The organism is Shewanella avicenniae (genome assembly GCF_017354945.1).
GTDB classification, from domain to species: Bacteria; Pseudomonadota; Gammaproteobacteria; order Enterobacterales; family Shewanellaceae; genus Shewanella; species Shewanella avicenniae.
In genome coordinates this window covers 2,866,422-2,890,934 of record NZ_CP071503.1, presented here as the reverse complement: position 1 = coordinate 2,890,934, position 24,513 = coordinate 2,866,422, and the positions used below count along the sequence as shown (strand labels likewise).

Below are 24,513 nucleotides of genomic sequence, written 5' to 3'. Positions count from 1 at the left end.
TTCATTCGGAGTGAGATTGCGATGGCTTCATCAGCAGCGACAAATGTCGTTTGGCATCAGCATCAAGTGTCAAAGTTGGATAGAGTCCAGCAAAAAGGGATCCAGCGCCCAGCGGTGCTGTGGTTTACCGGGCTCAGTGGGTCAGGAAAATCGACGATTGCCAACGCAGTGGAGCAGTTGCTTTTTTCTCAGGGATATCACAGTTACTTGCTTGATGGTGATAACGTTCGGCATGGTCTGAATCAAGATCTTGGGTTTAACGACCAAGACCGAATTGAAAACATTCGACGCATTGGTGAGGTCAGTAAGTTATTTGTGGATGCGGGCTTAATTGTGCTCACCGCTTTTATCTCGCCGTTTCGAGAAGATCGTCAGCTCGTTAGAGCGTTACATTCAGCCTCAGAGTTTATTGAGGTCTTTATCGATACGCCGCTGGCGGTTTGTGAACGGCGAGATCCGAAAGGCTTATATAAAAAGGCGAGAGCTGGGGAGATTAAACATTTTACCGGTATCGACTCTGCCTATGAAGCGCCGGAAAAGGCTGAAATTCACGTTGATACGGCCAGTCAGTCGGTTGTTGAATGTGCTGAACAAATTGTCACTTATCTCAAACAGCATGGCTATCTATAAGCGGTTCTATGAGCGGTAGTGACGGGATGCAATACGATATTTTTAATGGCGATGCTGACGGTATTATTTCATTAGTACAAATGCGTTTGGCAGTGCCCAAAACATCGCAGCTCATTACTGGTGTAAAGCGTGATATCTCGTTGCTAAAGCAAGTGAACGCTCAAGCTGATGACGAGTTGCTCGTGCTAGACATCTCGATGGAAAAGAATATTGAGGCGCTGCGGTCGGCGTTAGCTCATGGCGCTTCGGTTACTTATATTGACCATCATCGTGCTGGCAAAATCCCACAACATCCACTCTTAACGGTACATGTTGATACAGCGGCCGATACCTGTACGGCTTTGATTGTTGATAAATTACTTAATGGCAAATACCGAGATTGGGCTATTGCGGCAGCCTATGGCGACAATATGATAGCGGTAGCGGATGCGCTGGCTGAGCAGCGTGGTTTGTCAGATGCTGATAGTGTCTTTTTATGCGAGCTTGGCACGTTAGTAAACTACAACGGTTATGGTGCTCATCTGGACGATTTGCATTTTTCGCCCGCCAAGTTATTCCAAGCGCTAGTGAAGTATGAATCGCCCTTTATGTTGCGCGATGATAAAACATCACCTTTCTATCAGTTACGAGCCGCCTATCAAGCCGATATGGCAAATGTCGCAGCGCAGCAACCGACTCATGATGACGAGACCTTGTTGATTTTCACATTGCCAGATGAACCGTGGGCAAAGCGCGTCAGCGGCGTGTTGGGGAATGATCTTGCTAATCAACATCCTTCGCGGGTGATTGCTGTGGTGACGCATAATGCTGATGGTAGTTTGATGGTCTCATTGCGGGCGCCATTAGCTAATCGTCAAGGTGCTGGTGAAATTTGCAGCAGCTTTGCAACGGGGGGAGGAAGAGAGGCCGCCGCAGGCATTAATGCCTTGCCAGTAAGTGATCTATCTCAATTCATTTCAACAGTTATTACTTATTATCGCCAATAGTTTGGGGGTAGAATGGGCGCCACGATGGCGCCCATTAGTTATATGAATTAGGGATTATCATGAAAATTGTTGTGGCAGGGACCGGATATGTAGGTCTGTCCAATGCTGTTTTATTAGCTCAGCAGCATCAAGTAATGGCAGTCGATGTTGTGGCGAGTCGCGTTGAATTGGTTAACCAACGTAAGTCACCGATTGTTGATGAGATGATTGAAGATTATCTGGCTTCTAAGACGCTGAATTTAACAGCTACCACAGATGTCAATGCGTACGCAGATGCTGATTTCGTGATTGTTGCGACGCCCACTGATTACGATCCGACCACTAACTACTTTAACACCAGCACCGTTGAGCAAGTGGTCGCGACAGTGGTCAAACTCAACCCAACCGCGTGCATTATTATCAAATCGACCGTGCCTGTGGGTTACACCGAAAACCTGCGGCAAGAGATGAACTCAGACAATATCATTTTCTCTCCTGAATTCTTGCGTGAAGGTAAGGCCTTGTACGATAACCTTTATCCATCTCGTATTATCGTGGGTGAGCGTTCAGAACGTGCTGAAGCATTTGCTCGTCTTTTGGCTAATTGTGCGCTGAAAGAAAATATCCCTGTCTTATTCACTGAAAGCACCGAAGCTGAGGCGATTAAGTTGTTTGCGAACACCTACTTAGCGATGCGTGTTGCTTACTTCAACGAGTTGGACAGCTATGCCGAAATGAATGGCTTGGATACTCGTCAAATCATCGATGGTGTGTGTTTAGATCCACGTATTGGTACGCACTATAACAACCCATCTTTTGGTTACGGTGGTTACTGTCTGCCGAAAGACACCAAGCAGTTGCTGGCTAACTACAATCAAGTGCCGAACAACTTGATCTCTGCGATTGTGGATGCCAACCGCACTCGTAAAGATTTTATCGCAGATTCGATTATCGCTAAGCAACCGAAGAAGGTGGGCGTGTATCGTCTGATCATGAAGAGTGGTTCAGATAACTTCCGCGCATCGGCTATTCAAGGTGTGATGAAGCGTATTAAGGCCAAGGGTATCGAAGTTGTGGTGTATGAGCCTGTGCTGAAAGAAGACGAATTCTTCCGTTCAAAAGTGATCCGTGATTTGAATGAATTTAAAGCGCAGTCTGATGTGATTCTATCGAATCGTATGGAAGCTGATTTAGAAGACGTGGCGGAAAAAGTCTACACCCGCGATATCTTCGGTCACGATTAATTATTTATGATAGCATTTGCTCTAAATTTTGAGTGGATGCTGCACTGACATTGATGCCAAGACGCCGTATCTACTTGATACGGCGTTTTTATTTGTGAGGCGTAAATGAAGTATTTGGTAACTGGAGCCGCTGGTTTTATTGGTTCTCGCGTGGCTGAACGTCTGTGTGAAGCTGGGCATGAAGTGGTAGGTATCGATAATCTCAATGATTACTACGATGTCAGTCTAAAACAAGACCGTTTAAATAAGCTTGATGGTGAAGCTCTGTTTACCTTCAAGCAACTCGATCTTTCCGACCGTGAAGGCATGGCGCAGTTGTTTGCTGATGGACAGTTTGAGCGCGTGATCCATTTGGGCGCACAAGCGGGTGTGCGTTACTCGATAACCAATCCCTTTGCTTACGCTGACAGCAATTTAATCGGTACGCTTTGCGTTCTGGAAGGCTGCCGTCACAACAAGGTTGGGCATTTAGTGTATGCATCATCAAGCTCGGTATATGGCTTAAATCGTAAAATGCCATTTGCGACCGGTGATTCCGTTGACCATCCGGTGTCGTTTTATGCCGCGACTAAAAAAGCCAATGAGGTGATGGCCCATAGTTATGCCCACTTGTACGGTTTGCCAACAACAGGGCTGCGTTTCTTTACCGTTTATGGCCCTTGGGGACGCCCTGACATGGCGCCGATGTTGTTTGCTAATGCAATCACGGCAGATAAGCCAATTAAAGTATTCAACCACGGAAACATGAGCCGTGATTTCACTTTTATCGACGATATCGTAGAAGGGGTGATCCGCTGCGCCGAACATATCCCAGAACCTAACTGTGACTGGACAGTTGAAACCGGCTCACCAGCAACCAGCTTGGCGCCGTTCCGTGTTTACAACATTGGCAATGGCAGCCCGGTAAAACTGATGGACTTTATTGCTGAACTCGAGACTGCGCTGGGTAAAAAAGCAGAAAAAATCATGATGGATATGCAAGACGGTGATGTGCAGGCCACATGGGCCGATACTGAAGATCTGTTCAAGGCGATTGGCTACAAACCCAAAGTCGGTATCAAAGAAGGTGTACAAGCTTTTGCAGATTGGTATAAAAAATACTATCAGTAATAGTTATCATTTCATTACACGGCATATTTTTGTCAAATAAAGCTTCTTGTAAATAAGAAGCTTTATTATTAAGTGATGATAATATTCTGACAAACTCCAAAACTCTAAAATTGTAGCTTTCTTTTTATAACCCGTTGATTAAATTCGTGTAAATCGTTACTCTCTAAAGTAATTATTTTCTAAAAATAAATTCTGAAAAAATCTGCATTTCTGTCAATAATCTGTTAGGGGTTGATGGGCGCAGAAAGTATAAAAGCAAAGGACGCTTTTAAAATAGGCTACATGTCTAAATCCTACCTCTGCTTTTAATGGATTAAACGGCACTTTCTTTCAGTATTCAGGACATTAAATGCAACGTATCACCATGCTCTTCGGGAGCTCTTTAGCCGCACTGTGCATTTCAGGATGCACGATCACACCTAACGATTTGTCTTTTAGAGATTTAGAACAAGGATATCAAGCTGATAGAGCGATGATTCTTGCAGCTAGTCAGCCAATTACACAGCCAATCTCTTTATCGGAAGCGATCTCAAGAGCGTTAAAAAATAATTTGGAACAAAGGGTTTTGGTGTTCAAACAATCGATTGCTTCGAGTGAGTTAGCAGCAGGCAAGTTTGACATGCTGCCTAAACTCTTAGCTGAAGCTGGATATGATTGGCGAAATAATTTTTCTAGTCGTTATGAAGCTGATTACAGCACGCCATATGCCATCGATCGTGACAGAGAAACAAATGTATCTATTGACCCCAAACATAATACTTATGATTTAGGTCTGTCTTGGAGTCTACTGGATTTTGGGGCGAGCTATTACACGTCAAAGCAAAATGCTGATCGATTACTGGTTGCTAATGAAGAGCGTCGACGGGCAATGCATTTATTGATTCAAAATGTGCGTGTTGCTTATTGGAAAGCGTTGGCTAATCAGAAGTTGTCGAGCAAAGTGTCGGTTGCAATCTCTGAAGCAGAGACCGCGCTCGATAAATCCAGAAGTTTGGTATCTGAAAAAATAACCTCTCCAGAAGAATCTTTGCGATATCAACGTAATCTTCTCGAAAATCTGCGTTTACTTGAGAGTATTAACCGAGATTTGTCTGGTGCAAAAATAGAACTATCGAAATTGATGGGAGTTTTGCCTGGCACAGAGTTCCAACTTTCTGAAGTATCTGAAGAGTTTACACCTCTGTCTGTGGATGTAGCATTGCTGGAGCAATATGCGCTATTTAACAACACTGACTTAAGAGAACAGTATTTTAATGTGAGAATTGCTGCGTTAGAAACGCGCAAGACGCTGTTAAAAATGTTCCCTAACTTGACCTTTAAGGTGGGCACTCATTATGACAATGATTATTACATGGTAAATCATGCGTGGAATTCAGCCGGTACTTCTCTGAGCTTTAATTTAATGAATTTGCTGTCGTACTCTTCAAAGAAAGAGGTGGCCGAAAAGACTGAATCTATCGAACAGTTAAAACGCGCCGCGCTTCAGATGACCACTATCGCTAAGGTGCATTTAGCCGTTCATCAATATACGAATGCACTGCTTCAATATCAGCGGTCTGACGATTTGTTTAACGTTGATAATCAGTTAGAGCAAATTGCAATCAGTAAGACTGAAGGCAATATGGCTGGGCAGCAGCGACGAATTTCGGCAAATGTTACGACTATTTTAAGTGAATTAAGACGTTATGAAGCAATGTCAAAGTACGCAGAGGCTGTAGGCTTGTTAGATTCTAGTATTGGACATGAACCACTAATCAATAGTGTAGATGATATGGATCTCGAGCAGTTGGGCGCCATTATCAAGCAATGGCTTGCCCAGGATATTAATGGTATCCAACTGCCTGTTGAACCTGATGTTTAGGTGTGAAATGGACATCAATATCAAGCATTTTTGTGGTTTAGCTTGCCTATTTATCAATAGCTTAGCTTTTGCAGAAGAGCTTAATTCTTCTTTGGAAATCGAAGAGTTGCGAGCACAAATAACAGCAAGTCATCACGCTACATTGAGCGCAGAAATGACAGGGAAGATTCTCTCGTTGTTAGTGAGAGAGGGCACTCTGGTTCACGCAGGTCAGAAGCTCATTGAATTTAAGTGTGACGCTGAAAACGCTCGCTTAAGCCAAGCACGAATAGAAACTCAGATTGCTGAGAACAAATTCAATGGAACGAAACGCATGGCGGAAATGGATGCTGTGGGAACTGTGGAATTAGAAAATAGCAGGCTTGAAGTTGAAAAAGCTAAGGCACAAGTCGAGCTTTTAGATGCGGTTGTTGGCAATTGTACGATTACGGCGCCTTATGATGGAACAATCTCTGATAAATTCGTTAATGAAAATGAATTTGTCGAAACAGGCAAGCCATTAATTGAAATTCAAAATAATCAATCGGTTATGGTTGAGTTTATCGTTCCTTCTTCATGGCTTTCATGGTTGAAAATAGGTTATCCACTCTCTATTTACGTGATTGATACAAAGAAAATCTATCAAGCCAATATTGGTTATACATCTGGCAAAGTTGATGCGCTCAGTCAGTCAATAAAAGTGTTCGCGCTTCTTAATGACACGCATAAAGAGCTTCTTCCCGGCATGAGTGGTCGAATCAATATCAAAGCCCCTTCGCCGTCATCAAATTTCAGTCAGTAGTCTGAGGAGTATCAAAATGACTCAACCCTTATTTCCCCAAGAGTTTTCTTCTGAAACTGAATTGATGAAGTTAGAGCAGCGTTTTATGTTCGATGGTGCTGCTGTTGCTACCTCTGCGGATGTGATGAGTGATGCTGATACGTCGTCTCACGATATCGATTTATCTGTGCAAGATATGGATAGCAGCTTTTTTGAACCAGCGGTAGCTCATGAGTCTACAAATCAGGCTACTGAACTGGCATCGGAACAGATAAGAACCTTTCTCGAAACCGCTTCCGTAGAGCAATTGTTTTCGATATTCAATGGCGGAAAAGAACAGATTGATATGGCTTGGCTACAGTCTTTAGAGGCGGTTAGACAGGGCATTTTTTCAAATGAAATCAACGTTAAGGTGGAGCTACTTGATAATCAGACATTTGGTGGCTCTCTAGGCGCATTTAGTGCTAACGGTACTAATGGTCAGCCAACCATTTATTTAAATGAATCCTATTTGTTGCAATTTGGGGCTGATGTAGCGTCTAGGGTGCTTGTAGAAGAGTTCGGCCATGCACTGGATAGCCTTATCAATAATGGTGACGACACGGCCGGTGATGAAGGGCAACATTTTGCTGACGTGGTTTTTGGTACTAATAACACTGTTTCTGATGGCCAGGCTGCGAGCGATGACGACCACGGTGTTTTGACGGTTAATGGTGAAAACATTGATGTTGAATGGGCCAGATATGATTTCGTAAATGCCTATGCAATGTTGCGGGATATTAACGGCGATGGTATCGCAAATAACACTGAGAACTGGGCAGAGAAAGAGCAGTCTTCTCATACCATTATTATCTCAGATGAAACTTACGCAAATGGTTTAGGGCCTGTTACTGTAGACGACTCTAACTACAACAGCCATTATTTTAGTGGTAATGACGTTTCAGCTATAGGTATTAATATCGGAGGAACGGATTACTACGGTTGGATTAGTCGTCCGTTGAAAGTTCAGGGCGAAGTCAAGGCCTTCTATTTCTGGACAGATACAGATTTTGTGGATTTTGAAACCGCTCAAGCCGACGGAAACCAAGACGGCGATAGTGATTCGAGTGATAACCTAGGCTTCATTCTTGTTGTCGACCAAGCCTACTTTGATGGATTAACTAAAACCGATTTGACTGTTGCTACTGGTGCGGAAGCCGGCATATACAGTGTGGTGGATGTTAAATCATCATCAGATCGAGTGGATTCAGCGCTAAATGAGTTAGTCGATAAGCAAACCGCAAACATCGTTCCTACTGCAAATGACGATAATAACTCGATGGCTGTAGAATTGGGTACAGACCTGGACGATACTCCAGTAAGAGTGATAACACCTACGGTTAATGCAACTGGCAACGTGCTAACGAATGATACTGACGGGAATAACGATAGCCTGATTGTGACGGATGTGTCTGTTGCAGGTCGTGGCGGTTCTACCATCGTCGGCAGTAACGGCACTACGGTTATTATAGGTCAGTTCGGTACTTTAAATATCAACCAAGATGGATACTACACTTACGTTGTCGAAAATAGTAATAGTAGTGTAGATGCGTTATTAACTGGAACTGCCACCGATACATTTACCTATACCGTAGCAGATGGTAAGGGCGGCTTCGCGACGGCCAGATTGACGATTAACATCCAAGGTAGTAATGATGCACCAGTCTCCAATGATGATTTCAATAGTGCTAAGGAATCTACTACTACTGTGGGTTCCGGTTTTGACTACAGTGGATATAACGCTACTGGAAATGTATTAAATAATGATAACGATGTTGATAGTCATGATGTTTTAAGCATTGATGGACTTTCTTCACAAGGCACAGCTGCAGTTGGCGTAGTGACGGTAAACACCGGTAGCTATCAACTCACATTTAGCTCCGCTAATGGTCAGTCTCTCGCTAATAAAGTGACGAATGGTGATGAGTTATATGTAGATTTAACTGATGTCGGCGGTAATGTCTCATACAATGCTTTGTATTACTCGGCAGATAATGGTGGCACGTTCACCCAAGTCTACGCAACGTCTTCCCCAGTCACTATTGTTAACGGTTACAGTATTCCTTTAAGCCATATCCCCAACTACTACTGGGATGGAAGTGGATATGTTGCAATCAACGATCCTGTTTCGTTTTTGGAAACTCACCAGTATGTATCGTTCGAAGACTCGACCAAGAGCATTGAAAACTCCTCACAAGGTGCACAAGCCATGTTGCAATCAAGTGCAACAACCGGTGGTACTGTATTAACTGAACTTTCTAATCTAACCGGAACCATCGGAATAGGAATGACTGTGATTGCCGAAGGTGTACCAACAGGTACTACGGTTACAGATGTTACCTATAGTTCGGGATTGGTTAGCAGTATCACGCTTAGTAGTGACCAGATCACAAGCGTTAATGGAACAACATTTACATTTTCAGGTGGCGAGGGAACTCCCGATGTTCTTTACCAAGGGGCTCATGGGCAATTATTCTTGAGTGCTGATGGTTCATATACATACACCCCAAATGCTGATAATAGCGCTATTGCGGAAGGCGAAGTTGTGCAGGATATCTTCACCTACACCATGCGAGATAGTGCTGGAGAAACTAGCCAAGCAGAGCTGATTATCAATGTTTATGGTGCAGGGGTAAATGATTCAACGGGTGTAACGGATACTATCGTAGCCGTAGAACAAGGTGACAACTTAAACACCAACACTGTCTTAGTGAATGGTGTTAATCCATCAGGGAACATTTTAACCAACGACACTGGCCCATCCACAGCGCAAGAGTTTGTTGTTTCTATTTCTACTGAAGGAAGCAGCTCTGCCATTGGTAGTAGCGCGATAGATCAAACTGTCTGTAGTTGCCCCCACTAAAACGGACAGTTTAACTCGCCACTTTGAGAGCTCGATACTCTCTAGGTGACATCATTTTCAATCCACTGTGTGGGTGGTAATTGTTGTAATCGTCAAACCATTCAGCGAGCTTTGCAAGCACCGTGGCTGCGTCTGGACGGTCATTCAGGTATACATAATCTCGTTTAAACGTCTTCACGAAAGCTTCTGCCATGCCATTGCTTTGCGGGCTTCTAACTGGCGTCGTGCACACCTTAAAACCGAGTGACTTCGCGAACTGCCGTGTTTCTTCGGCGATATAACAACTGCCATTATCGGTTAACCATTCCACGGTATGTGGCAACTCTCGGACATCTCCGAAGCGCTGTTCCATGCTTTCAACCAAAATGTCTTGAACCATGTCAGCGCGGATACCCGTCGTTGTGGCTACATAACTCATAATTTCACGATCACAGCAATCTAAGCTAAATGCCACGCGCACTTTTTCTTTGTTCCAGCACGTTATTTCAAAGCCGTCTGAGCACCAGCGAGTGTTTGGGTGCAACGTAATAACCTGACCGTCATGAGCGCGGTGCTCACTTACACGACCGGTATGTTTGCGTAACAGCAAGTTGTTTTGTTGCATCAGGCGATAGACGCGTTTGGGATTCACTCGTGTAATTACATGCTGCTCTGCTTTCAACTGGCGATTTAAATGCGCAGTAATCCGGCGATAGCCGTTGCTTCCACGCTCCTCGCAGAGGTCGATTATTAACGGCAATAACAGCGCATCATCAGCCTTGTTGTAGCGTACTGAGCGGCCTTCTCGGCGCACGGACAAACGTTGGTATAAGTTCGAACGCGACACGCCAAGAGCCGCAGCTACTCGGAGGACAGGGAATCGTCCGGTGGTAGCAATGGCATGCGCGATATCAACTTTTTTGACTGAGCTATCTCCAGCGCCTCTTTTAGAATTTCGGTTTCCATCGTTTTACGGCCGAGCAACTGCTCAAGCTGTTTCACTTTCTTTTGAAGCGCCTTATGGTCTGCAGCACTGACGACTTCGTCACCAGACTGGATAGCAGACATACCACCATCTTGCATGAGCTTTTTCCACTTAAACAATAGACTCGGGGTTATGCCGTTTTGCCTGGCAACCAGCGAAACCGAATAGCCCGGCTGCATAGTCATGGCAACGAACTTTGCTTTTTCTTGCGGAGTATAACGACGGCGACGTTGTTCGCCAGTAATAATTTCAATACGTTCCATAGACACTCCTTAAAGATAGGTCTAAGCCTATCGCTTAACTAATGAGTGTCCGTTTTAATCGGGGGCTATTACACTGTCACAGGACGCTATGGTATTGATCCGATCCGGTACTTTTGGACATCTCGCTAAGTGAGTAAAATCGCTTATTGAGGTGAAGTATGTCAACAAAGAAACCCCGCAAGATCCATACGCAAGAATTTAAAGCCGAAGCTCTTAAGCTCGCTCAAAAGATTGGTGTAGCCGCCGCAGCGCGTGAGCTTAATCTTTACGAATCCCAACTCTACAATTGGCGTTCCAGTACTGAGAAGAAATCCAATACTACGTCTAGGGAAGCAGAACTTGCTGCTTGTAGCGCGTCGAGCTAAATGAGAAACGGATTCGTCTAAATGAGAAAAGCTAAAAGGTCCCGAAGGACCTTTTTATTTTCTACCAGTTCCAGATAATTAACTCAGCACGGTCTTTACCTCGTTGATTCCCCCCCACGCTGTAGTTGATTGGCACTGACTTCATCGATAGCCCCTCAAACACTTTCCGCATTTCAGGAATATCATTAACACTGATCACCATCTTACCTTTAATTGATTTTGCTAGTTCAGCCATATGACCATAGTGTTCAAAGCCAAAATCGCAGCCATAGCCAGTCGTATTCCAATAAGGCGGATCTAAATAGAATAAAGTGCCATCTCTATCATACCGTTTAACGCATTCATCCCAGCTCAGATGCTCTATGCATGTACGAGCCAAGCGCAAATGGGCTGTGCTCAGATCTTCTTCAATCCGCAGTAGATTTAGCCCAGCTGGCCGTGTTGGCGTAACTCCAAATGTCTGGCTAGTTGCTTTTGCACCAAAGGCTAACTTTTGCAGATAGTAAAAACGGCTTGCGCGTTGAATATCTGTTAGCGTTTCTGGGTTAGTATTCTGCTGCCATATAAACTCTTCACGACTTACTAAAGCCCATTTAAAGTGCCTTAGAAACTCTTCTAAATGGTATTTGAGTACCCGATAAAGGTTTACCAATTCACCGTTAATATCATTTACGACTTCCACCTTTGATTCCGGCTTGGCAAAGAACATTGCCGCACCTCCGCAGAACGGCTCTACATAAGCTGTGTGCTCAGGAAATATTGGTAAAATATGTTTAATTAATCGGCGCTTACCCCCCATCCAAGGGATGATCGGCTTTGGCATGTGAGCCTCCTTTTTTGATAAAAGTATGTTAGGCTCTGACTCGCCGTGTCGACGCGGTGAGAGAGCCTTGGTTGGCTCACAGGGTGCATTCCTGTGTAGTTAACGGCCTGTTGGTGTTGGTAGCATCAGCAGGCCGCTCTCTTTTTACTCTGCTGGTACTTCTTCTGGTGTATCGATAGGTAGTTGCTGCAAACGGATATCAATCCAACGGCCTGCTGGGATGTCGCAGGGGTCACCGATACCAATCAGCCGACCAGTTTCATCAAGCCCATAGCGTGGTTCTGTGGTTTTAATGTTGATGTTGAACGTTCCATCTGGCTGTTCGATTTCTTCAAGCGCTTGGATGATGACTTTGGTGTTACCGTTGGAGTCCTTTGGCGTCTCAATCCACCAACCCTCTTTAGCTAACCCGCTAGTACCAGTGATGGTGTAATCACCCACCCCATTTTTGATGAACTTAGGTTGCTGTTCTGCGGCTTGCGCGTTGGTGTCGATGTCATCAGCAAACAGCTTGATGATGGGTGATGCAGATTTGATAAAGCCATTACTATCAATCGTTGTGTTAATCGAATTTCGGATTAGTTGGAGAGGTTTAGTGAAGCCAGCTGGGTCCGTGTCACTATAGACGCCAATTTTCGTCGAAATATTCATATTACCAATGGCATTGACAGTTACACTTGAGTAATCAGGTAGTTTCACCCAAATTTCGTATGTACCATTGCCATTATCTGATGCAACAATTCCCAAAACACCAACATTAGATGACATAACGAATCCTTGTACCAGCATTCGTTCTGAACCTAAGTTATTCCCACCAGTCATTGAAATGAAGTTTATTGACGATGAGCCATTAGAGCCTGCCGAAAACCCTTTACCTATATTAAGAGTTAAAATTGTACGAACTCCATCAGCAACTGTAGCAGTACAAACATTAACCCAACGAGCTACCACAGTCGTCATGCCTGAGTACCATGTTTTGTTATAACTCCCAATGCCAAAAGCGCCGACTTCCATCACGTTACCAGCCGCAGTACCAACATCCCTTGTCGCAGCCGTCCCCCAATTGCTGGTGTAGCTATGTAAGGTAGGAATACTGATGCTTGAGCCATCAGCTTTTTCTACGCTGATAGTCGCGGCGGTGCTGCTAAGCCATGCATTCATCGCTGCATGGGTGTTAGCAGCATAGGTGTTAACATCACGCATCGCCTGCATCGCCGCTGCAAAGCGTCCACCGTTTGGCTGCACACGTAAGCGGCCATTAGTCACAGCGGCATAAGGCCAGCCCTCTTCTAATACCAATTGCCATGCGCCGCCAGCAGCTTGCTGCGTTCTTAAAATCTCCACGGGTGGGTTGGTACCAAGAATAGCTGCATCACCCGGCTGCACTGATGCAAAGGATTCGCCGCTATTCACCGTGATGATTGTGCCGTTAGCGCTAACGCTGGCTTGAGTTGCTTTAATCCACATATAAAGTCCTTAGTAATAGGTTACGTCTAAAATCAAGCTTGAATAATCAAGCGATTGAAAGTTGTTCATGCCAGTCAGTGGCGGGTTAAGCAGACACGCATAAGGGTATGGTCCTAGTCGCTGCTCGCGAGCTTCCATCGCTATTGTTTGGTTATTTATCGCAATTGCAGAGCGTTGCCAGCCCTCGGTTTGATATGTTTGATATCCCGGATAAGCACCGCCAGACATACAGCTACCAAGCGAGCCGTGAGTGAAAAAACGATATGCCGTTGCGCCCATTTTCATAGGCACGTGTGCAAGTGTTCTTCCTGTCAAATCCAGCCCACTGTAGCCATCATTTGAAAACGTCCCGAGTGGTCTAGCGATGGGGTGTCCAGAGTTAAAAATCACATTGCCATCGATATCGTACAATTCGAGACCGTCCGTAATAGCGGCGGGTGATTTAGCTGTGAACAGATACCAGAGCACATCAGCGGTACCCACTCTGTATATGAGATACTTCACTGAGTTTGGCGTGCTACTTGCCAATTCAGCCCACGTGCCGCCCGCACAGCGCAGTGCAAGCATGGGTTCATCATCAGCAGTTACGCCGTTGATAGTTAGCTCATACACACTGCTGTTATTGCCTTCTTGCGCCCATGACAGCTGATTAGTCAAAATTCCCTTGCTGAATAGGCTGAAATAGACATCTTCATTAGTGATTTGGGTGGTTGCGGTGCCACCAAGCATAACTTGCAGTCCTGTCGGCATTAGTAGATCCCGTAGCGCACTGTGTGCGTCATATCAGCTGCATTAACACTTTCAGTGCCGTTAACTACATAGCTGTACTTCCAGCTGATGCGGCCGGTTGTGTTGTCAAACGTGAATGTTGGACCACCAATCTTGCCGCTGAATATTGCCGTATAAGCAAACGCCGTATGGTTGATGATGCGGCTATCCACTACGCTGCCTTCTTGCTGTCCGCCAGTGCTGAATGAGCCCAGAAAACGCCCCACGTGGGTAGTTACGCTAAACAGCGGGTTTTCTTCTACGTCGTAGATTTCGAGGCCAATTGGCATTATGTCCAGCCTCCTAGCCTTAATGATCTGTTGCCATTAGGGTAAAAAAGTTCTATCAGCCCAGGTGTTTGTCTAGACTTACCACCACCCGGAAGCGGGGAAACAATTTCGTAACCGCCGTTTTTAGACCACATAAACCCGTTCTCACCAGGCACATAATCAGCCGACCGTAGCGTGCCTTTGAGCTTTGCAAAATCGATAGTGAGATCACCGACAATCGCGGCATTCAACACAGCCACGCCGTCTTGCATCACAAATAGCGGTGTTGCATCGCCGTTGATTGAGTTTAAAAACGCAATGCGATCGGCGAGGAACAAGATTTGAGACTGTAAGCCTGCAGGCGTGTTTTCAACGCCAACACCAATGCCCGCAACCACTAACTCGCCTCGGTTGTTAACCTGCACTTTGATACCGAGCATTGCTGAGAGCTGGCCGTTAAGATCTGCAAGCGTTTGCGCGGAGATTTCAATCGCGGCCTCATTGTCATCAGTCTTGCTTGATAACTGCTGCACGGATTTGGCGGTTGTTGCTGTAACTTGTTGCAGCTCAGTGATGTTCGACTCAGCCTCACCAGCCCGAACAGATAACGCAGCGGTGCGGCGCACTTCTTTAGCGCTGGCGAATTCTTGCAACAGCATTTCGGCGGCGGCGTTGTCTTTTTCAACTTGCAGCTGGGCGGCTCGTTCTGCGCTATCGATGCTAGTTTTTGTCAGCTCAGTGATGCGTACATCTTGATCGTTTGATTCGGTTTCAAGCTCACTGATTTGCTGCGCATAGTCGCTTGATGCTTGTTGCAGAGTGTTGATACTGCTTGAGTGCTGACCCTGCTCCGCCTCAATCTGTTGCATCTCCAGCGCTTGGTCGGCAGTCGTTTGCTGCAAGTTAGCAATGCTAGTGCCTTGGTTGTTCTGCTGCGTTTGCAGCTGCGTGAGGCTTTGCGCCTGAGTAGCGGTTGTAGCTTCTACTTGTGACACTCGGCTTGACTGGTCATTAAGCTCGGTTTCCAGTTCGCTGAATTGCTGCGCTTGGTCGCTCGATGCCTGTTGTAGATTGTTGATGCGGCTGGACTGATTTCCTTGCTCGGCTTCAATCTGCTGTATCTCCAGCGCTTGGTCGGCAGTCGTTTGCTGCAAGTTGGCAATGCTGGTGCCTTGGCTATTTTGCTGAGTTTGCAGCTGTGTAAGGCTTTGCGCTTGTGATGCATTAGTTTGCTCAACATTCGTTAACCGGCTGCTTTGGCTGGCGTTAACCGTTTCTAAGTCATCAATTGATAACGCTTGCTCATCGCTGGCTTGTTCAAGTGATGCAACACGGCTGGCGCTTTGTTCGCTGCTGGCTTCAACGGCGGATAAGCGCGCGGCGGTACCGGCGTTTTCAGTCTCCACATTGCTGATGCGGGTGCCAATAGTGCCTACTTGGTCCCCCAATTCACCCAAGCGGCTATCAATCAGTTCGCGCGCTTCATCTAATAGCGCAATACGGGCGTTAAACGCAACGCGGTCCTGCTGGTTGGTGCTGATATCAAACTGAGCCAACAATAGTTGCTGTTTTGCATCGTCTATCGACTGGCGTACAGCAGCTAAGTTGTCGGCTAAGGCTGATCCTGACTGAGTGGCTAAGTCGATTTTCGACAACAGCGCTTGCCCGAGCATGGACTCGGTGATGCTATCAGCGAGGCTATCAGTTAAGCGGGTGTTATCACTGCTGGTTGATACAGCAACGGGGCCGAACCACTCGCTGATGCCGTAATCATTCACCGTTTGCGCCCAAAGGTAATAAGACCAACCAGAGCGCAGGCCTGTCCACACCACCGTTTTACCCGTTCCAATGTCGGTGGCATCGGCCACGTTCTCGGTTTCGCCGCCTTTGACGTTAAAAACCGTGCTAGTGGCCGTACTCACCGCTGTACGAGGGGTAATGCGCAGTTCAAACAGTGATGCGTCAACATCGATGCCGATCAATGGCGGCGCCGTAGCAACAGCCAGTAAGAGTTCGGCAGGATTGTTGCTGCGATTGCTGAACATGTTGATTGCCCACACTTTGACGGTGTAGTTACCGGCATCGATGCGCGGCACAGTGAGCACGGTGCCGGTGATGTTCATTTGGTAGGCAAGAAAGTCACCGCTTTGGATTTCAATGCGATATCGATACGAACTCACGCCACCCGGCGCTTCCCATGTGAGCTGACCAAGTTGGCTGGCATCGCTATCGAATGATGTCCAAGTGAGGTTTTTTGGTGAGGGCACAACCGATGGATCTGGCAAGTTCAGCGGCGGTGTGAGCGGCTTAATGGTGTAGCTGCCCATGGCATAGTCGTACAGTTCTGCGCTGGTAATACGCAGAGTGAGGTAAACTGGGTCGCCCAATTTCACTTCGCGATCTAAGACCTGATATTCGGCATTAATCCCAAGGCGTGGCAAGTTCAGTTTGATCACCATACCGACGTTGATGGCCAAGCCAATCATGTTGACGGGTACCGAGATTTGCTGACCTGCGCGGTTCATTTCTAACGCGAGTTTGGCAAGGCGCTGCGCGGTATAGACTGATTGAGTAAAGGGGTAGTCCACATCACTGGTGATGTACTCGCCGTTGTCTTGGTTGCGATAGTAGTCAGACTCATAGGGCGGAAAGTCAGTGGCCTGATAGGCGCTATCAGGATCTACAAAGGTGCCTTTGACGGTATTGAACAGGTTCGCCCGCGCATTGAACGGTCGCAGCTCGATGTTGCCCGCCAAGTCATCTTCTGTCAGCTCGATGACATACGGGCCTTGATAAACACCGGATGTGAGCGTGTATTCACCGCCAATGTAGGCCATCATGCCCGCGCCAGCAGTGAGCATCTTTTCTAAAATGGAGGTCGGTGATTGCGCTTGAGTGCAGGTACCGTTGCAGGTGTAGCGGCGCTCACTGTCGCCACTTTCGTTGTAGATTACCCGTTGGTCGCTATCGTTGGCGGCATTGGCGAAGCTGGTCATATTGACCTCAGACACTGCCGCACCGATGCCCGCTTCAAACAAGGTGAAATCGAGTACACACAGCGCCCAGTTATCGCTCCATTCCCACGTACTGTCATCGCTGACTATATGGTTACCACTGCCACCAATAGTGCTGTCTTTGCGGGGATCATAAACAGGTTTGCCGCGTACCAAGGCTTTAACGTTCGGCACTCCTGATGTCCAAAACTCCCCATCGTTAAGTAAGCGCACATAGATGTAGGTGATGCCAACGCCAACATGTTCAGTTGTCCAGTTGCTGGCTTCTGCGACCAGTTCACTATCGGCATTGGTTTGGTCGCCTAAGTGAATTTTGATGCGCGCGTGGTCTCTGTAGTCGCTATTTAACGCGCCATCCCACACGAGCACGTCATCAAACCAGATTTCTTCAATTGCATCACATTTGTGCGCGGCCAGTGGGATAACAATATGCAGATACTCGTTATCGTCGCCAGACTCTTCGGCGTAAACCATCGGCCCCGATACCATGGCGCGACCATAGATAGTGCGGCGGGCTTCGATGGGGTTCTTGACCATCTGCTGTTGGTTGAGCGCATCATTGCTAAAGTCCGGTACCGAAGGCATGAGCGCATCGCGCACCCATTTACCCGCATCAACCTCCCACCACGCATCAATACCAAGTCGATTAAATAGTAGTTTGCCAACTGGTACACCTTTGAGGGTGCCTTCAATAATATCACTCACACCCACCATCCTTGTTTTATGTTAAAGATGGAGTAGCTATCAACGCCGTTCTGCGCCAAAGCAAAGCAGCATTGCCCCGCAAATATCCCCATAACATCGCCATTATTAGTATCGAGTAATACAACATCACCACGGCGCAGCATCAAGCGCTGTACAGGTGTACCAAGCTTGACTTCAAATGCTGTTTTAATATCGTTATATCCACGACTTAAGAGCTGTTTAAACGCGCCTTGCTGGCTGTTATAGGTACCACGAAACTCAGCAGCAATGTCTCCAACGTCACTGCCTTTTGCAAGTAGCCAATCAGCAACGAACAAGCAGCAATCGTTTTCACCCCATACGAATTGGCGGTGACGACGTTCGCTAATAAATGTGTTTAAGTCGGTCATCGACGTGCCATCCTCGTACTATTACTGGTACCTCCACCACCCGCACTACTGGTGTTGGACTTACTTGGAATACCCCACTGCAATTCGCGTTCGACAGTTTGCGAGACAAACTCAAAGAACTTATCACCGGGATATCGCGATTGCTGATCGGCGTCGGTATAGCGACCATTGCGAGCGTTCTTCCAGTCAATGCCGCGCGAATTCACATCCAACTGCAGCGTTGATTCATCGCCATCGGTCAAGGTCATAACATCCATGCGGCCAGCAAACAGCAAATCAGCACCAATCACGGCATAAGTATCGTTATGCAAAATGGCAAAGCGGATTTGTGCTGGTCGATTTTGATAGTATTCAGTGAGTGCCGAACTTAGCAGCTCTGGCGGAATGCCAGACAACGTTAGCCGCAGTTTTTTAGGGGCAACTTTGCCAGACTCAGTCACCGCACCAATGCTGCCAAGCGTGCCAATTCCTAAGTAGGTGTTACCTTGATAGGCCAGTTGTCCGACGCCGCTATGCAGATAGACAGGACCAGAAGCAAAATCCAAATACACCAACAGCGCCGCGGTGAGGTTGCGCTGTCTAAGAATGACCATCATCTCAGGACTAAACAGACCATTCATGCTGTGATGTCCTCCTCTAGTTCGAGGCTAAAAGAAGAAATGACCAGTTTTTTGGTCGAGCGACGCATTCCTTGGTTATCGTCTTTTAACCTCATGATGGCTTTTGGCTTAATTGTGATAAGTGCGGTGCCATCGGCAGGTTGTTGTCGCATCGGCGCGCGGAATCTTAATGTGCAGCGGCCTGTAACATCAGTCGCCGCATCGGCGGTCATAATGTGCAGTTGATTACCGAGTTGAAAGTAGTCGCCCGTTTTGAGCCATGTGACGGATGGGGTACAGCCGCGAATGTTCAGCGTGATGCCTGATTGGCCATTACCATCGACGACTGGCGTACCGCCCGCATTGCCTTGCGGGATGGCGAAGGCATGATCCCAAATCTGCATACTGCCCGCCATGCCGTTCATTTCAGCAATAAAGCCCGCCATCAGCGCCGCTTGTGCGCGAGTGAGCACGCCAAACGTCAGTGTTGCCGTCCAGTACACTCCGGGCAACGCTAAGGTTTGCCCACCGCCGTTGGTGTACGGGTTCTTAAACTGTTTGGAACGCGACACCAGCTGCCAAGCGCATTCTGTTGGAAGGATGCCGTCAGGAAAGGTCAGCACGCAATACTCCGCCCGTAGAAAAACAAAAACCGTGACGGATTATCTCGGTCACGGCTTCATTGGCGGATATGAAAGGTTTCGGGGTTATGCTGACTTTCACGGAAAGCTAAAAACACGCGCTCAAATTAGTTTGCAGCACGCCAAATCATACCGCGATTAGCGAAGTCTTCAGCCACAGCAATTTTGGTGGCCTTAACAATTTCCGGTAATAGCTCTTGCACGTCACTCACTTGTGATTCACTGCTCACAACTATGGTCGGTGATACGGTGAGATTCACCTGATTAGCGCCGCCGTTGTTTCCGTTTTTTGCGTAGTCCACAAGATATTCAAAGTTATCTCGCTGCTTGGGGTTCAATACCATCTCATCTTGGCGTAGCAAGTAAGTACCCTCGTTGCGGTTAATCGGTAGGCCATCGTGGGCGATACCGAGAATAGAGAGAGATTCAGCTAACATGGTTGTCGCAGTAATCCCCACCATCGCAGGAATCGAGTTTCCCCCGAACGAGGCTAACGATGCCATTGCAGCTGCTGGGGCATAAGCAGCGGCCATTGATGTACCTGTTGCCGCCGCAGTGGCAACATTGGTTGCAGCACTTGTAGTCGCAATACTGCGATCCAATGCAGCCATCACTAGCTTTCTTGCGCCCCATTCAATAGACATCTGCACCAATGCTTTTGCTGTGCCGCGAATAGTTTCTTTTACGCCTTCTCCGAAGTTTTTCGACTCAAACAAGGCATCAGCTGTGGCTTCGCCAATGCCGCTGGTCATGCGGTCAAGACTGTCTTGCCACATCTGATTCCAGTTGATCGATACACCACTGTTGATCTCGTTCATCTTGTCAGCATGACGTTGCTGCTCAGCCTCAATCAGCGCGTTAATTTCAGCACGCTTTGATACATCATTTTCAGGCGTAGCGGCTAGCTCATTGTTAAGCACATCGATGTTGGTGTTGTGTGCTTGTCCCTCGGCATAACTCGGGTCTAGCTGGTTACGCAGTTGGCTATAAGGTGTGCTCTGCTCGTACTGGTTTTTGAGAGCAGCAAGCAAACGCGTCCGCTCAGCCAACGGTGTGTTGGTCTGTTCAAAGTAGGTTTTCAGCAACTGCTCTTGCTCAGCATATTGCTTAGCGGCAGTGGTCACTGGGTCGATATGACCGAGCAGGGTTTTTAAAGTTTCAGCCCGTTTATCTTCTGCAGCTTTGTTCTTCTTTGTTTGTTCCTCTGCCGCTTTCTGCGCATCGAGGTCGGCAGCGGCTTTAATCAGCTTTTCCGCCATCAGAGGGTCTAACCCAACTAACGCGCCTGCCTGTAGCTGATAGAACACCTTGGCCGACTCAGTAGCCGCACCAAACAGCGTGGTTTGCTCGTTGAGCTTATTAATCATCTCCTGTGCGGATTTGGTTAGCCCGGGGTCAGAGATGACTGGCGCGGTAATCTTTGCTTCGCCCGTGAATAATGGGCCAGATACCAAGTCATCAAGCGCACCGTCTAGTGTGTAGAAGTTGGTTTTAATATCGCTGACGACCTTATTGGCATTGTTCGCTTGCTGTTGAGCATCAGCGAACGCGCCGGCTAACTTCACCCAGTTATTAATTGTTGATTCTGGAACACCACTCGCGGCACCAATCTCTTTTAACAACGGCGCAAGAGGCTTACCCGCTTCCATAGCGGCTTCAAGCTGTGCACGGTATTGAGTTAACACTGGTGTTTCAGTTGCCATACCAGCCAAATAGGCGCTGGTCATTGATGAAACTGTAAACTCTGTTTCAATGGCACCCCTAAGATCTTGAAATGATGCCTTGGCCTTTTTTGTTGCCTCAGCCGCAGCGTCTGACCACTTCACCAGTTGCGCCGCCCGCTGATCATCATTGAGTTTGCGGAACTCTTCGCGCAGCTCTTTCACTGGCTGCTGCATGTCTTTGAGCGCCTGCGCTCCTTCATGCGACGCATCGCGCATGGTTAAGAACGACGCGGCAGCGGTACCCACAATGAGTGCCAACCCAACGGGGCCAAGTGCCAGCGCGGCGGCTCGCGAGGCATTAGTTAGCACGGCTTGTGCTGCTGCCAAGCGGGCAGACGCTGCTGCATGAGCCGCTTCAGCGGCGGCCACTTGGGCATGTGATGTGGTTAAACCAAACATCGCGCGGGTCTGCGCTAATGTGATCGCGGCTTGCGCCTCTTGCGCTTGGGCGGTCTTGAGTTCTTGTACTGCATGGGCGGCACTGGCTACCGTCGCCATGCCACTGGTCACCACGGCCTTGCCCATGTTGGTGAGATACAGCGTGATTGCTGCGGCAAGTACGCCACCACCAATGTTAGCAACCGTGTTGAAGTTTTCGGCCAAGGTCACTAAGCCGCTGGACATCATCGCCGTTACGCCATGCGCCTCATTGCTGCGGCCAAGGTAGTCATCCCACACGTTGTTGATAGCCATCAGTGCATCTCGCACCGTAGTTGGCATCTCTTTTACCGCTTCAATATTCTGTGAGTGCGACAGCAACAGCGCGTTGGTCAGGTCAGAGATAGACAGCTTGCCTGACACACCAAGCTGGCGGATCTCACTGCCAGTCTTACCAGTCACGGCGGTGAGGTTGTTCAGCAGCGATGGCATAACACCAAACATCGACTGCCACGCATCTGCCTCAATGCGGCCAGACTGAATCGACTTGGACAGCGCATCTTGCGCCTGCGAGGCTTTATCGCTACTCGCTGCGTTGATCACCAGCAAGGCACTAAAGCTATCAACGATATCGATAGACTGCCCCAGCCCATAGCCAAGGTCGCGCAAAATCGGCGACATCGAGATAAAGCTCTCACGGGTTTCGTTAATGCTGCGGTAGGTTTCATTGGCACTGGCCACCATGCGCGATTGCACATAGTCGTATTCCGCCACTGAGGTGGTCGCCATTTTAACGCGGCTGGCCATCTGCCCCCATGCGTCGGCTTTATCCACTAGCGCCATCGCTGATAAACCACCTAACGCGGCCAGCACCGCCTTGTGTAGTCCATCAAATTGAGTCGTTGCTTTAAGTGAAGAGGTTGCAGCGGTATCAATGCCAGTTGATGCCGCCTTGCCTGACTTACCGGTAGAGTTCAATGCATTAGACAGGTTGTTAGCACTGCGTTCACCATCACCCATCACGGTAACGAGCTGCTTGCCATCGGCGGTGACTTTTATGGACAGTTTTAATTCGTTCATTAGTGCTTCAACCTGTCGTTAAAGAGGGTTTTAACGGTGTGTGAAATGAGTTTTAAGCGGTGATAATCGTCAGCGTTGATGGTGCGGCCACTCATTTCGGCATCGGCTTTTACTGCGCTAACATCCAAGCCTTCACATACTGGCCCTTGCCAACGCAGCAAGTCTTGCACCTGCAGCCACCACTCTATTGCCGAGCGGTGTTCATCCCAAAACACCACCGGCTCAGGCTCTGCTTCCTTGCGGCAAGTAACACCGAGCATAGCCATCTCCTTATCTAACTGCTGTTGCTCGGTGTCGCTGAGTGTTGGAGCGCTGGCATACCATTGCCGCACTCCCTCCGTTAGTTTTTTCTTGCAGCTTCCCCGCTCGATGCTTGACGGTAAGCGCGCAACACGGCACTGGTGAATGGCGTCCAGTTGAACAACGCGTTGCGGTTCTCTGGTGTGTCTGCCATCGGTGCACCAGATTTGTCACCAATCCCTGACCAGCCTTTAAGGATTTTATTCATCACTTTTTCAGGGCCTTCCTTGAGCAGCGCCAAATAGTCTTTCTCAGGCAGTAGCTCCAAGTCGAACGCCACTGGATACTCAACCACGTTGCCGCCATCTTCCCCCACCAACAGGCGCTCAGGCCATTGCTTAACCACACGGGTATCAGTAAATACAAACATAACGCTTCCTTATTTGGTGGTGATGGTACCGGTGTTACCGATCACGTTGAGGTCAATCTGATAGGTCAAAGTGCCGTCTTGGTCACCATAGGTTGGCCGCTTGAGACTAACGCGACCACTTGCCCAGCCAAACTGGTTACCTGCGGGGCCATGCAAGAACTCAAACGGGACTTCCGCATTGGTTTGCGCCAACGCGAACGGGTCAAAATCATCCAGACCTTCGGCTTCAATGGTGATACTCGCCGTCGGTTGGTAGTCGGTGATCTGCACCTCTTCTAAGCCCACGTATTCTTGATGCACCACTTGGTTAGCTTGGTCGTAGTTAAAGGCAATCAAGCGCACCGCAGCACCGTTCAGTGTGCATGAGCTGTATTGCGCACCAACTGGCACTGGCGTTTGCCATGCGTCAAAGGTAGTGGCTGGCATCACCCCATTCACCACCGGCGCGAACAAGCCGGTAAAGGTAAACTGCAAACTGGGTAACTGCTTGGCTTGGGCGGCCAGCGAGAAGGTGCCTCGGGCACCTGTGAGTTTGTGCAGCGCGCCATCGTAGTAGAAGTAAAAGGTCAGCGAGTCTTCGGCGTCTTCATTAATTGGCATACTCACGTTGTCCGCGCCAACAGTAACAGCGCGTAAACATGCCGCCATGAGTGGCGCCCACGCTGGGGCAACATTTGCGGTACCGGAACCGGCCATATCGCAAGTGAACTGCACTGTGGCGTAGATCTCGGTAGCCAGTTCGGGTTTGTTACCCATGGTGCCATCGTCATACGCCAGCGGCGTGTTATCCCCAGCCATCGGCGTAATGGTCACTTCACGTCCCAGCACTGCGCTAGTGGTTTCCTCAGCGGCAATAGCATCGACGCCGTAATTGGTTTCAGCTGCAAACAGCAGCACTTTCTTTTTGGTTTTGCGGCCCATA

General features: G+C 47.9%; 20 protein-coding genes and 1 pseudogene. 8 read left to right on the top strand and 13 right to left on the bottom strand.

Features of this window, described 5'->3' with window-relative positions; all coding sequences use genetic code 11:
- Window positions 1-21: 21 nt before the first annotated feature.
- The 7 genes from cysC (at window position 22) to JYB87_RS12845 (ending at window position 9,472) form a co-directional block, all read left to right on the top strand.
- Window positions 22-630, top strand: coding sequence for an adenylyl-sulfate kinase (cysC, locus tag JYB87_RS12875; protein ID WP_207353881.1), 609 nt, complete (start codon window positions 22-24; stop codon window positions 628-630).
- Window positions 631-656: 26 nt separating this feature from the next.
- Complete coding sequence (locus JYB87_RS12870) at window positions 657-1,616, top strand: DHH family phosphoesterase (protein WP_207356698.1); 960 nt, start codon at window positions 657-659, stop codon at window positions 1,614-1,616.
- Between the two features lie 59 nt (window positions 1,617-1,675).
- A complete protein-coding gene (locus JYB87_RS12865; protein ID WP_207353880.1) occupies window positions 1,676-2,839 on the top strand; it encodes a nucleotide sugar dehydrogenase in 1,164 nt (387 codons plus the stop codon).
- Window positions 2,840-2,944: 105 nt separating this feature from the next.
- Window positions 2,945-3,949 (top strand): NAD-dependent epimerase, encoded by a 1,005-nt coding sequence (locus JYB87_RS12860; protein WP_207353879.1) that lies wholly within the window; start codon window positions 2,945-2,947, stop codon window positions 3,947-3,949.
- Window positions 3,950-4,298: 349 nt separating this feature from the next.
- Window positions 4,299-5,810, top strand: a complete 1,512-nt coding sequence (locus tag JYB87_RS12855) for a TolC family protein (RefSeq protein ID WP_207353878.1) — start codon at window positions 4,299-4,301, stop codon at window positions 5,808-5,810.
- A gap of 7 nt (window positions 5,811-5,817) precedes the next feature.
- Window positions 5,818-6,591 carry an efflux RND transporter periplasmic adaptor subunit gene (locus JYB87_RS12850; protein WP_207353877.1) on the top strand — a complete coding sequence of 258 codons (774 nt, stop codon included), beginning with the start codon at window positions 5,818-5,820 and terminating at the stop codon, window positions 6,589-6,591.
- A 16-nt stretch (window positions 6,592-6,607) separates the two neighbouring features.
- A complete protein-coding gene (locus JYB87_RS12845) occupies window positions 6,608-9,472 on the top strand; it encodes a VCBS domain-containing protein (protein ID WP_207353876.1) in 2,865 nt (954 codons plus the stop codon).
- Window positions 9,473-9,482: 10 nt separating this feature from the next.
- Here the strand turns inward: JYB87_RS12845 and JYB87_RS12840 are convergent.
- A protein-coding gene (locus tag JYB87_RS12840) for an IS3 family transposase (protein WP_407695816.1) occupies window positions 9,483-10,699 on the bottom strand; the annotation gives its coding sequence in 2 pieces (ribosomal slippage) (window positions 9,483-10,384 and window positions 10,384-10,699; 1,218 coding nt in all).
- A gap of 158 nt (window positions 10,700-10,857) precedes the next feature.
- Between JYB87_RS12840 and JYB87_RS12835 the strand changes: the two are divergent.
- Window positions 10,858-11,046, top strand: a pseudogene (locus JYB87_RS12835) (transposase); the annotation flags it as partial.
- Between the two features lie 79 nt (window positions 11,047-11,125).
- On the opposite strand, the gene JYB87_RS12830 reads toward JYB87_RS12835, so the two are convergent.
- From JYB87_RS12830 to JYB87_RS12775, 12 genes are all read right to left on the bottom strand, one after another.
- Window positions 11,126-11,887, bottom strand: coding sequence for a DNA adenine methylase (locus JYB87_RS12830; RefSeq protein WP_207353874.1), 762 nt, complete (start codon window positions 11,885-11,887; stop codon window positions 11,126-11,128).
- 144 nt (window positions 11,888-12,031) lie between these two features.
- Window positions 12,032-13,354, bottom strand: a complete 1,323-nt coding sequence (locus JYB87_RS12825; RefSeq protein WP_207353873.1) for a phage tail fiber protein — start codon at window positions 13,352-13,354, stop codon at window positions 12,032-12,034.
- A gap of 9 nt (window positions 13,355-13,363) precedes the next feature.
- Window positions 13,364-14,104, bottom strand: coding sequence for a hypothetical protein (locus tag JYB87_RS12820; protein ID WP_207353872.1), 741 nt, complete (start codon window positions 14,102-14,104; stop codon window positions 13,364-13,366).
- Window positions 14,104-14,412, bottom strand: a complete 309-nt coding sequence (locus tag JYB87_RS12815; protein WP_207353871.1) for a hypothetical protein — start codon at window positions 14,410-14,412, stop codon at window positions 14,104-14,106. Before JYB87_RS12815 ends, JYB87_RS12820 begins: the two co-directional genes overlap by 1 nt.
- Complete coding sequence (locus JYB87_RS12810) at window positions 14,412-18,110, bottom strand: phage tail tip fiber protein (protein ID WP_207353870.1); 3,699 nt, start codon at window positions 18,108-18,110, stop codon at window positions 14,412-14,414. The genes JYB87_RS12815 and JYB87_RS12810 overlap by 1 nt, the downstream gene beginning before the upstream one ends.
- Window positions 18,107-18,499, bottom strand: coding sequence for a DUF6950 family protein (locus tag JYB87_RS12805; RefSeq protein ID WP_207353869.1), 393 nt, complete (start codon window positions 18,497-18,499; stop codon window positions 18,107-18,109). Before JYB87_RS12805 ends, JYB87_RS12810 begins: the two co-directional genes overlap by 4 nt.
- Window positions 18,496-19,119, bottom strand: coding sequence for a hypothetical protein (locus JYB87_RS12800; RefSeq protein WP_207353868.1), 624 nt, complete (start codon window positions 19,117-19,119; stop codon window positions 18,496-18,498). Before JYB87_RS12800 ends, JYB87_RS12805 begins: the two co-directional genes overlap by 4 nt.
- On the bottom strand, window positions 19,116-19,721 hold the full coding sequence (locus tag JYB87_RS12795; RefSeq protein ID WP_207353867.1) for a hypothetical protein: 606 nt from the start codon (window positions 19,719-19,721) through the stop codon (window positions 19,116-19,118). Before JYB87_RS12795 ends, JYB87_RS12800 begins: the two co-directional genes overlap by 4 nt.
- 125 nt (window positions 19,722-19,846) lie before the next feature.
- Complete coding sequence (locus JYB87_RS12790) at window positions 19,847-22,921, bottom strand: tape measure protein (protein WP_207353866.1); 3,075 nt, start codon at window positions 22,919-22,921, stop codon at window positions 19,847-19,849.
- The gene (locus JYB87_RS12785; RefSeq protein WP_207353865.1) at window positions 22,921-23,253 is read right to left on the bottom strand and encodes a hypothetical protein; all 333 of its coding nucleotides are present in this window, start codon (window positions 23,251-23,253) and stop codon (window positions 22,921-22,923) included. Before JYB87_RS12785 ends, JYB87_RS12790 begins: the two co-directional genes overlap by 1 nt.
- 8 nt (window positions 23,254-23,261) lie before the next feature.
- Entirely contained in the window at window positions 23,262-23,591 is a 330-nt protein-coding gene (locus JYB87_RS12780) for a hypothetical protein (RefSeq protein ID WP_207353864.1), read from the bottom strand.
- Between the two features lie 9 nt (window positions 23,592-23,600).
- On the bottom strand, window positions 23,601-24,512 hold the full coding sequence (locus JYB87_RS12775; protein WP_207353863.1) for a phage tail tube protein: 912 nt from the start codon (window positions 24,510-24,512) through the stop codon (window positions 23,601-23,603).
- Window position 24,513: the final 1 nt, after the last annotated feature.

What these genes read in the sequence shown, in the direction of transcription:
- JYB87_RS12775 (WP_207353863.1), bottom strand. Translation starts at nt 24,512, where the DNA reads ATGGGCCGCAAAACCAAAAAGAAAGTGCTGCTGTTTGCAGCTGAAACC.
- JYB87_RS12790 (WP_207353866.1), bottom strand. Translation starts at nt 22,921, where the DNA reads ATGAACGAATTAAAACTGTCCATAAAAGTCACCGCCGATGGCAAGCAG.
- JYB87_RS12855 (WP_207353878.1), top strand. Translation starts at nt 4,299, where the DNA reads ATGCAACGTATCACCATGCTCTTCGGGAGCTCTTTAGCCGCACTGTGC.
- JYB87_RS12820 (WP_207353872.1), bottom strand. Translation starts at nt 14,104, where the DNA reads ATGCCGACAGGACTGCAAGTTATGCTTGGTGGCACCGCAACCACCCAA.
- JYB87_RS12865 (WP_207353880.1), top strand. Translation starts at nt 1,676, where the DNA reads ATGAAAATTGTTGTGGCAGGGACCGGATATGTAGGTCTGTCCAATGCT.
- JYB87_RS12850 (WP_207353877.1), top strand. Translation starts at nt 5,818, where the DNA reads ATGGACATCAATATCAAGCATTTTTGTGGTTTAGCTTGCCTATTTATC.
- JYB87_RS12800 (WP_207353868.1), bottom strand. Translation starts at nt 19,119, where the DNA reads ATGAATGGTCTGTTTAGTCCTGAGATGATGGTCATTCTTAGACAGCGC.
- JYB87_RS12780 (WP_207353864.1), bottom strand. Translation starts at nt 23,591, where the DNA reads ATGTTTGTATTTACTGATACCCGTGTGGTTAAGCAATGGCCTGAGCGC.
- JYB87_RS12860 (WP_207353879.1), top strand. Translation starts at nt 2,945, where the DNA reads ATGAAGTATTTGGTAACTGGAGCCGCTGGTTTTATTGGTTCTCGCGTG.
- JYB87_RS12825 (WP_207353873.1), bottom strand. Translation starts at nt 13,354, where the DNA reads ATGTGGATTAAAGCAACTCAAGCCAGCGTTAGCGCTAACGGCACAATC.
- JYB87_RS12845 (WP_207353876.1), top strand. Translation starts at nt 6,608, where the DNA reads ATGACTCAACCCTTATTTCCCCAAGAGTTTTCTTCTGAAACTGAATTG.
- cysC (WP_207353881.1), top strand. Translation starts at nt 22, where the DNA reads ATGGCTTCATCAGCAGCGACAAATGTCGTTTGGCATCAGCATCAAGTG.
- JYB87_RS12815 (WP_207353871.1), bottom strand. Translation starts at nt 14,412, where the DNA reads ATGCCAATTGGCCTCGAAATCTACGACGTAGAAGAAAACCCGCTGTTT.
- JYB87_RS12830 (WP_207353874.1), bottom strand. Translation starts at nt 11,887, where the DNA reads ATGCCAAAGCCGATCATCCCTTGGATGGGGGGTAAGCGCCGATTAATT.
- JYB87_RS12805 (WP_207353869.1), bottom strand. Translation starts at nt 18,499, where the DNA reads ATGACCGACTTAAACACATTTATTAGCGAACGTCGTCACCGCCAATTC.
- JYB87_RS12870 (WP_207356698.1), top strand. Translation starts at nt 657, where the DNA reads ATGCAATACGATATTTTTAATGGCGATGCTGACGGTATTATTTCATTA.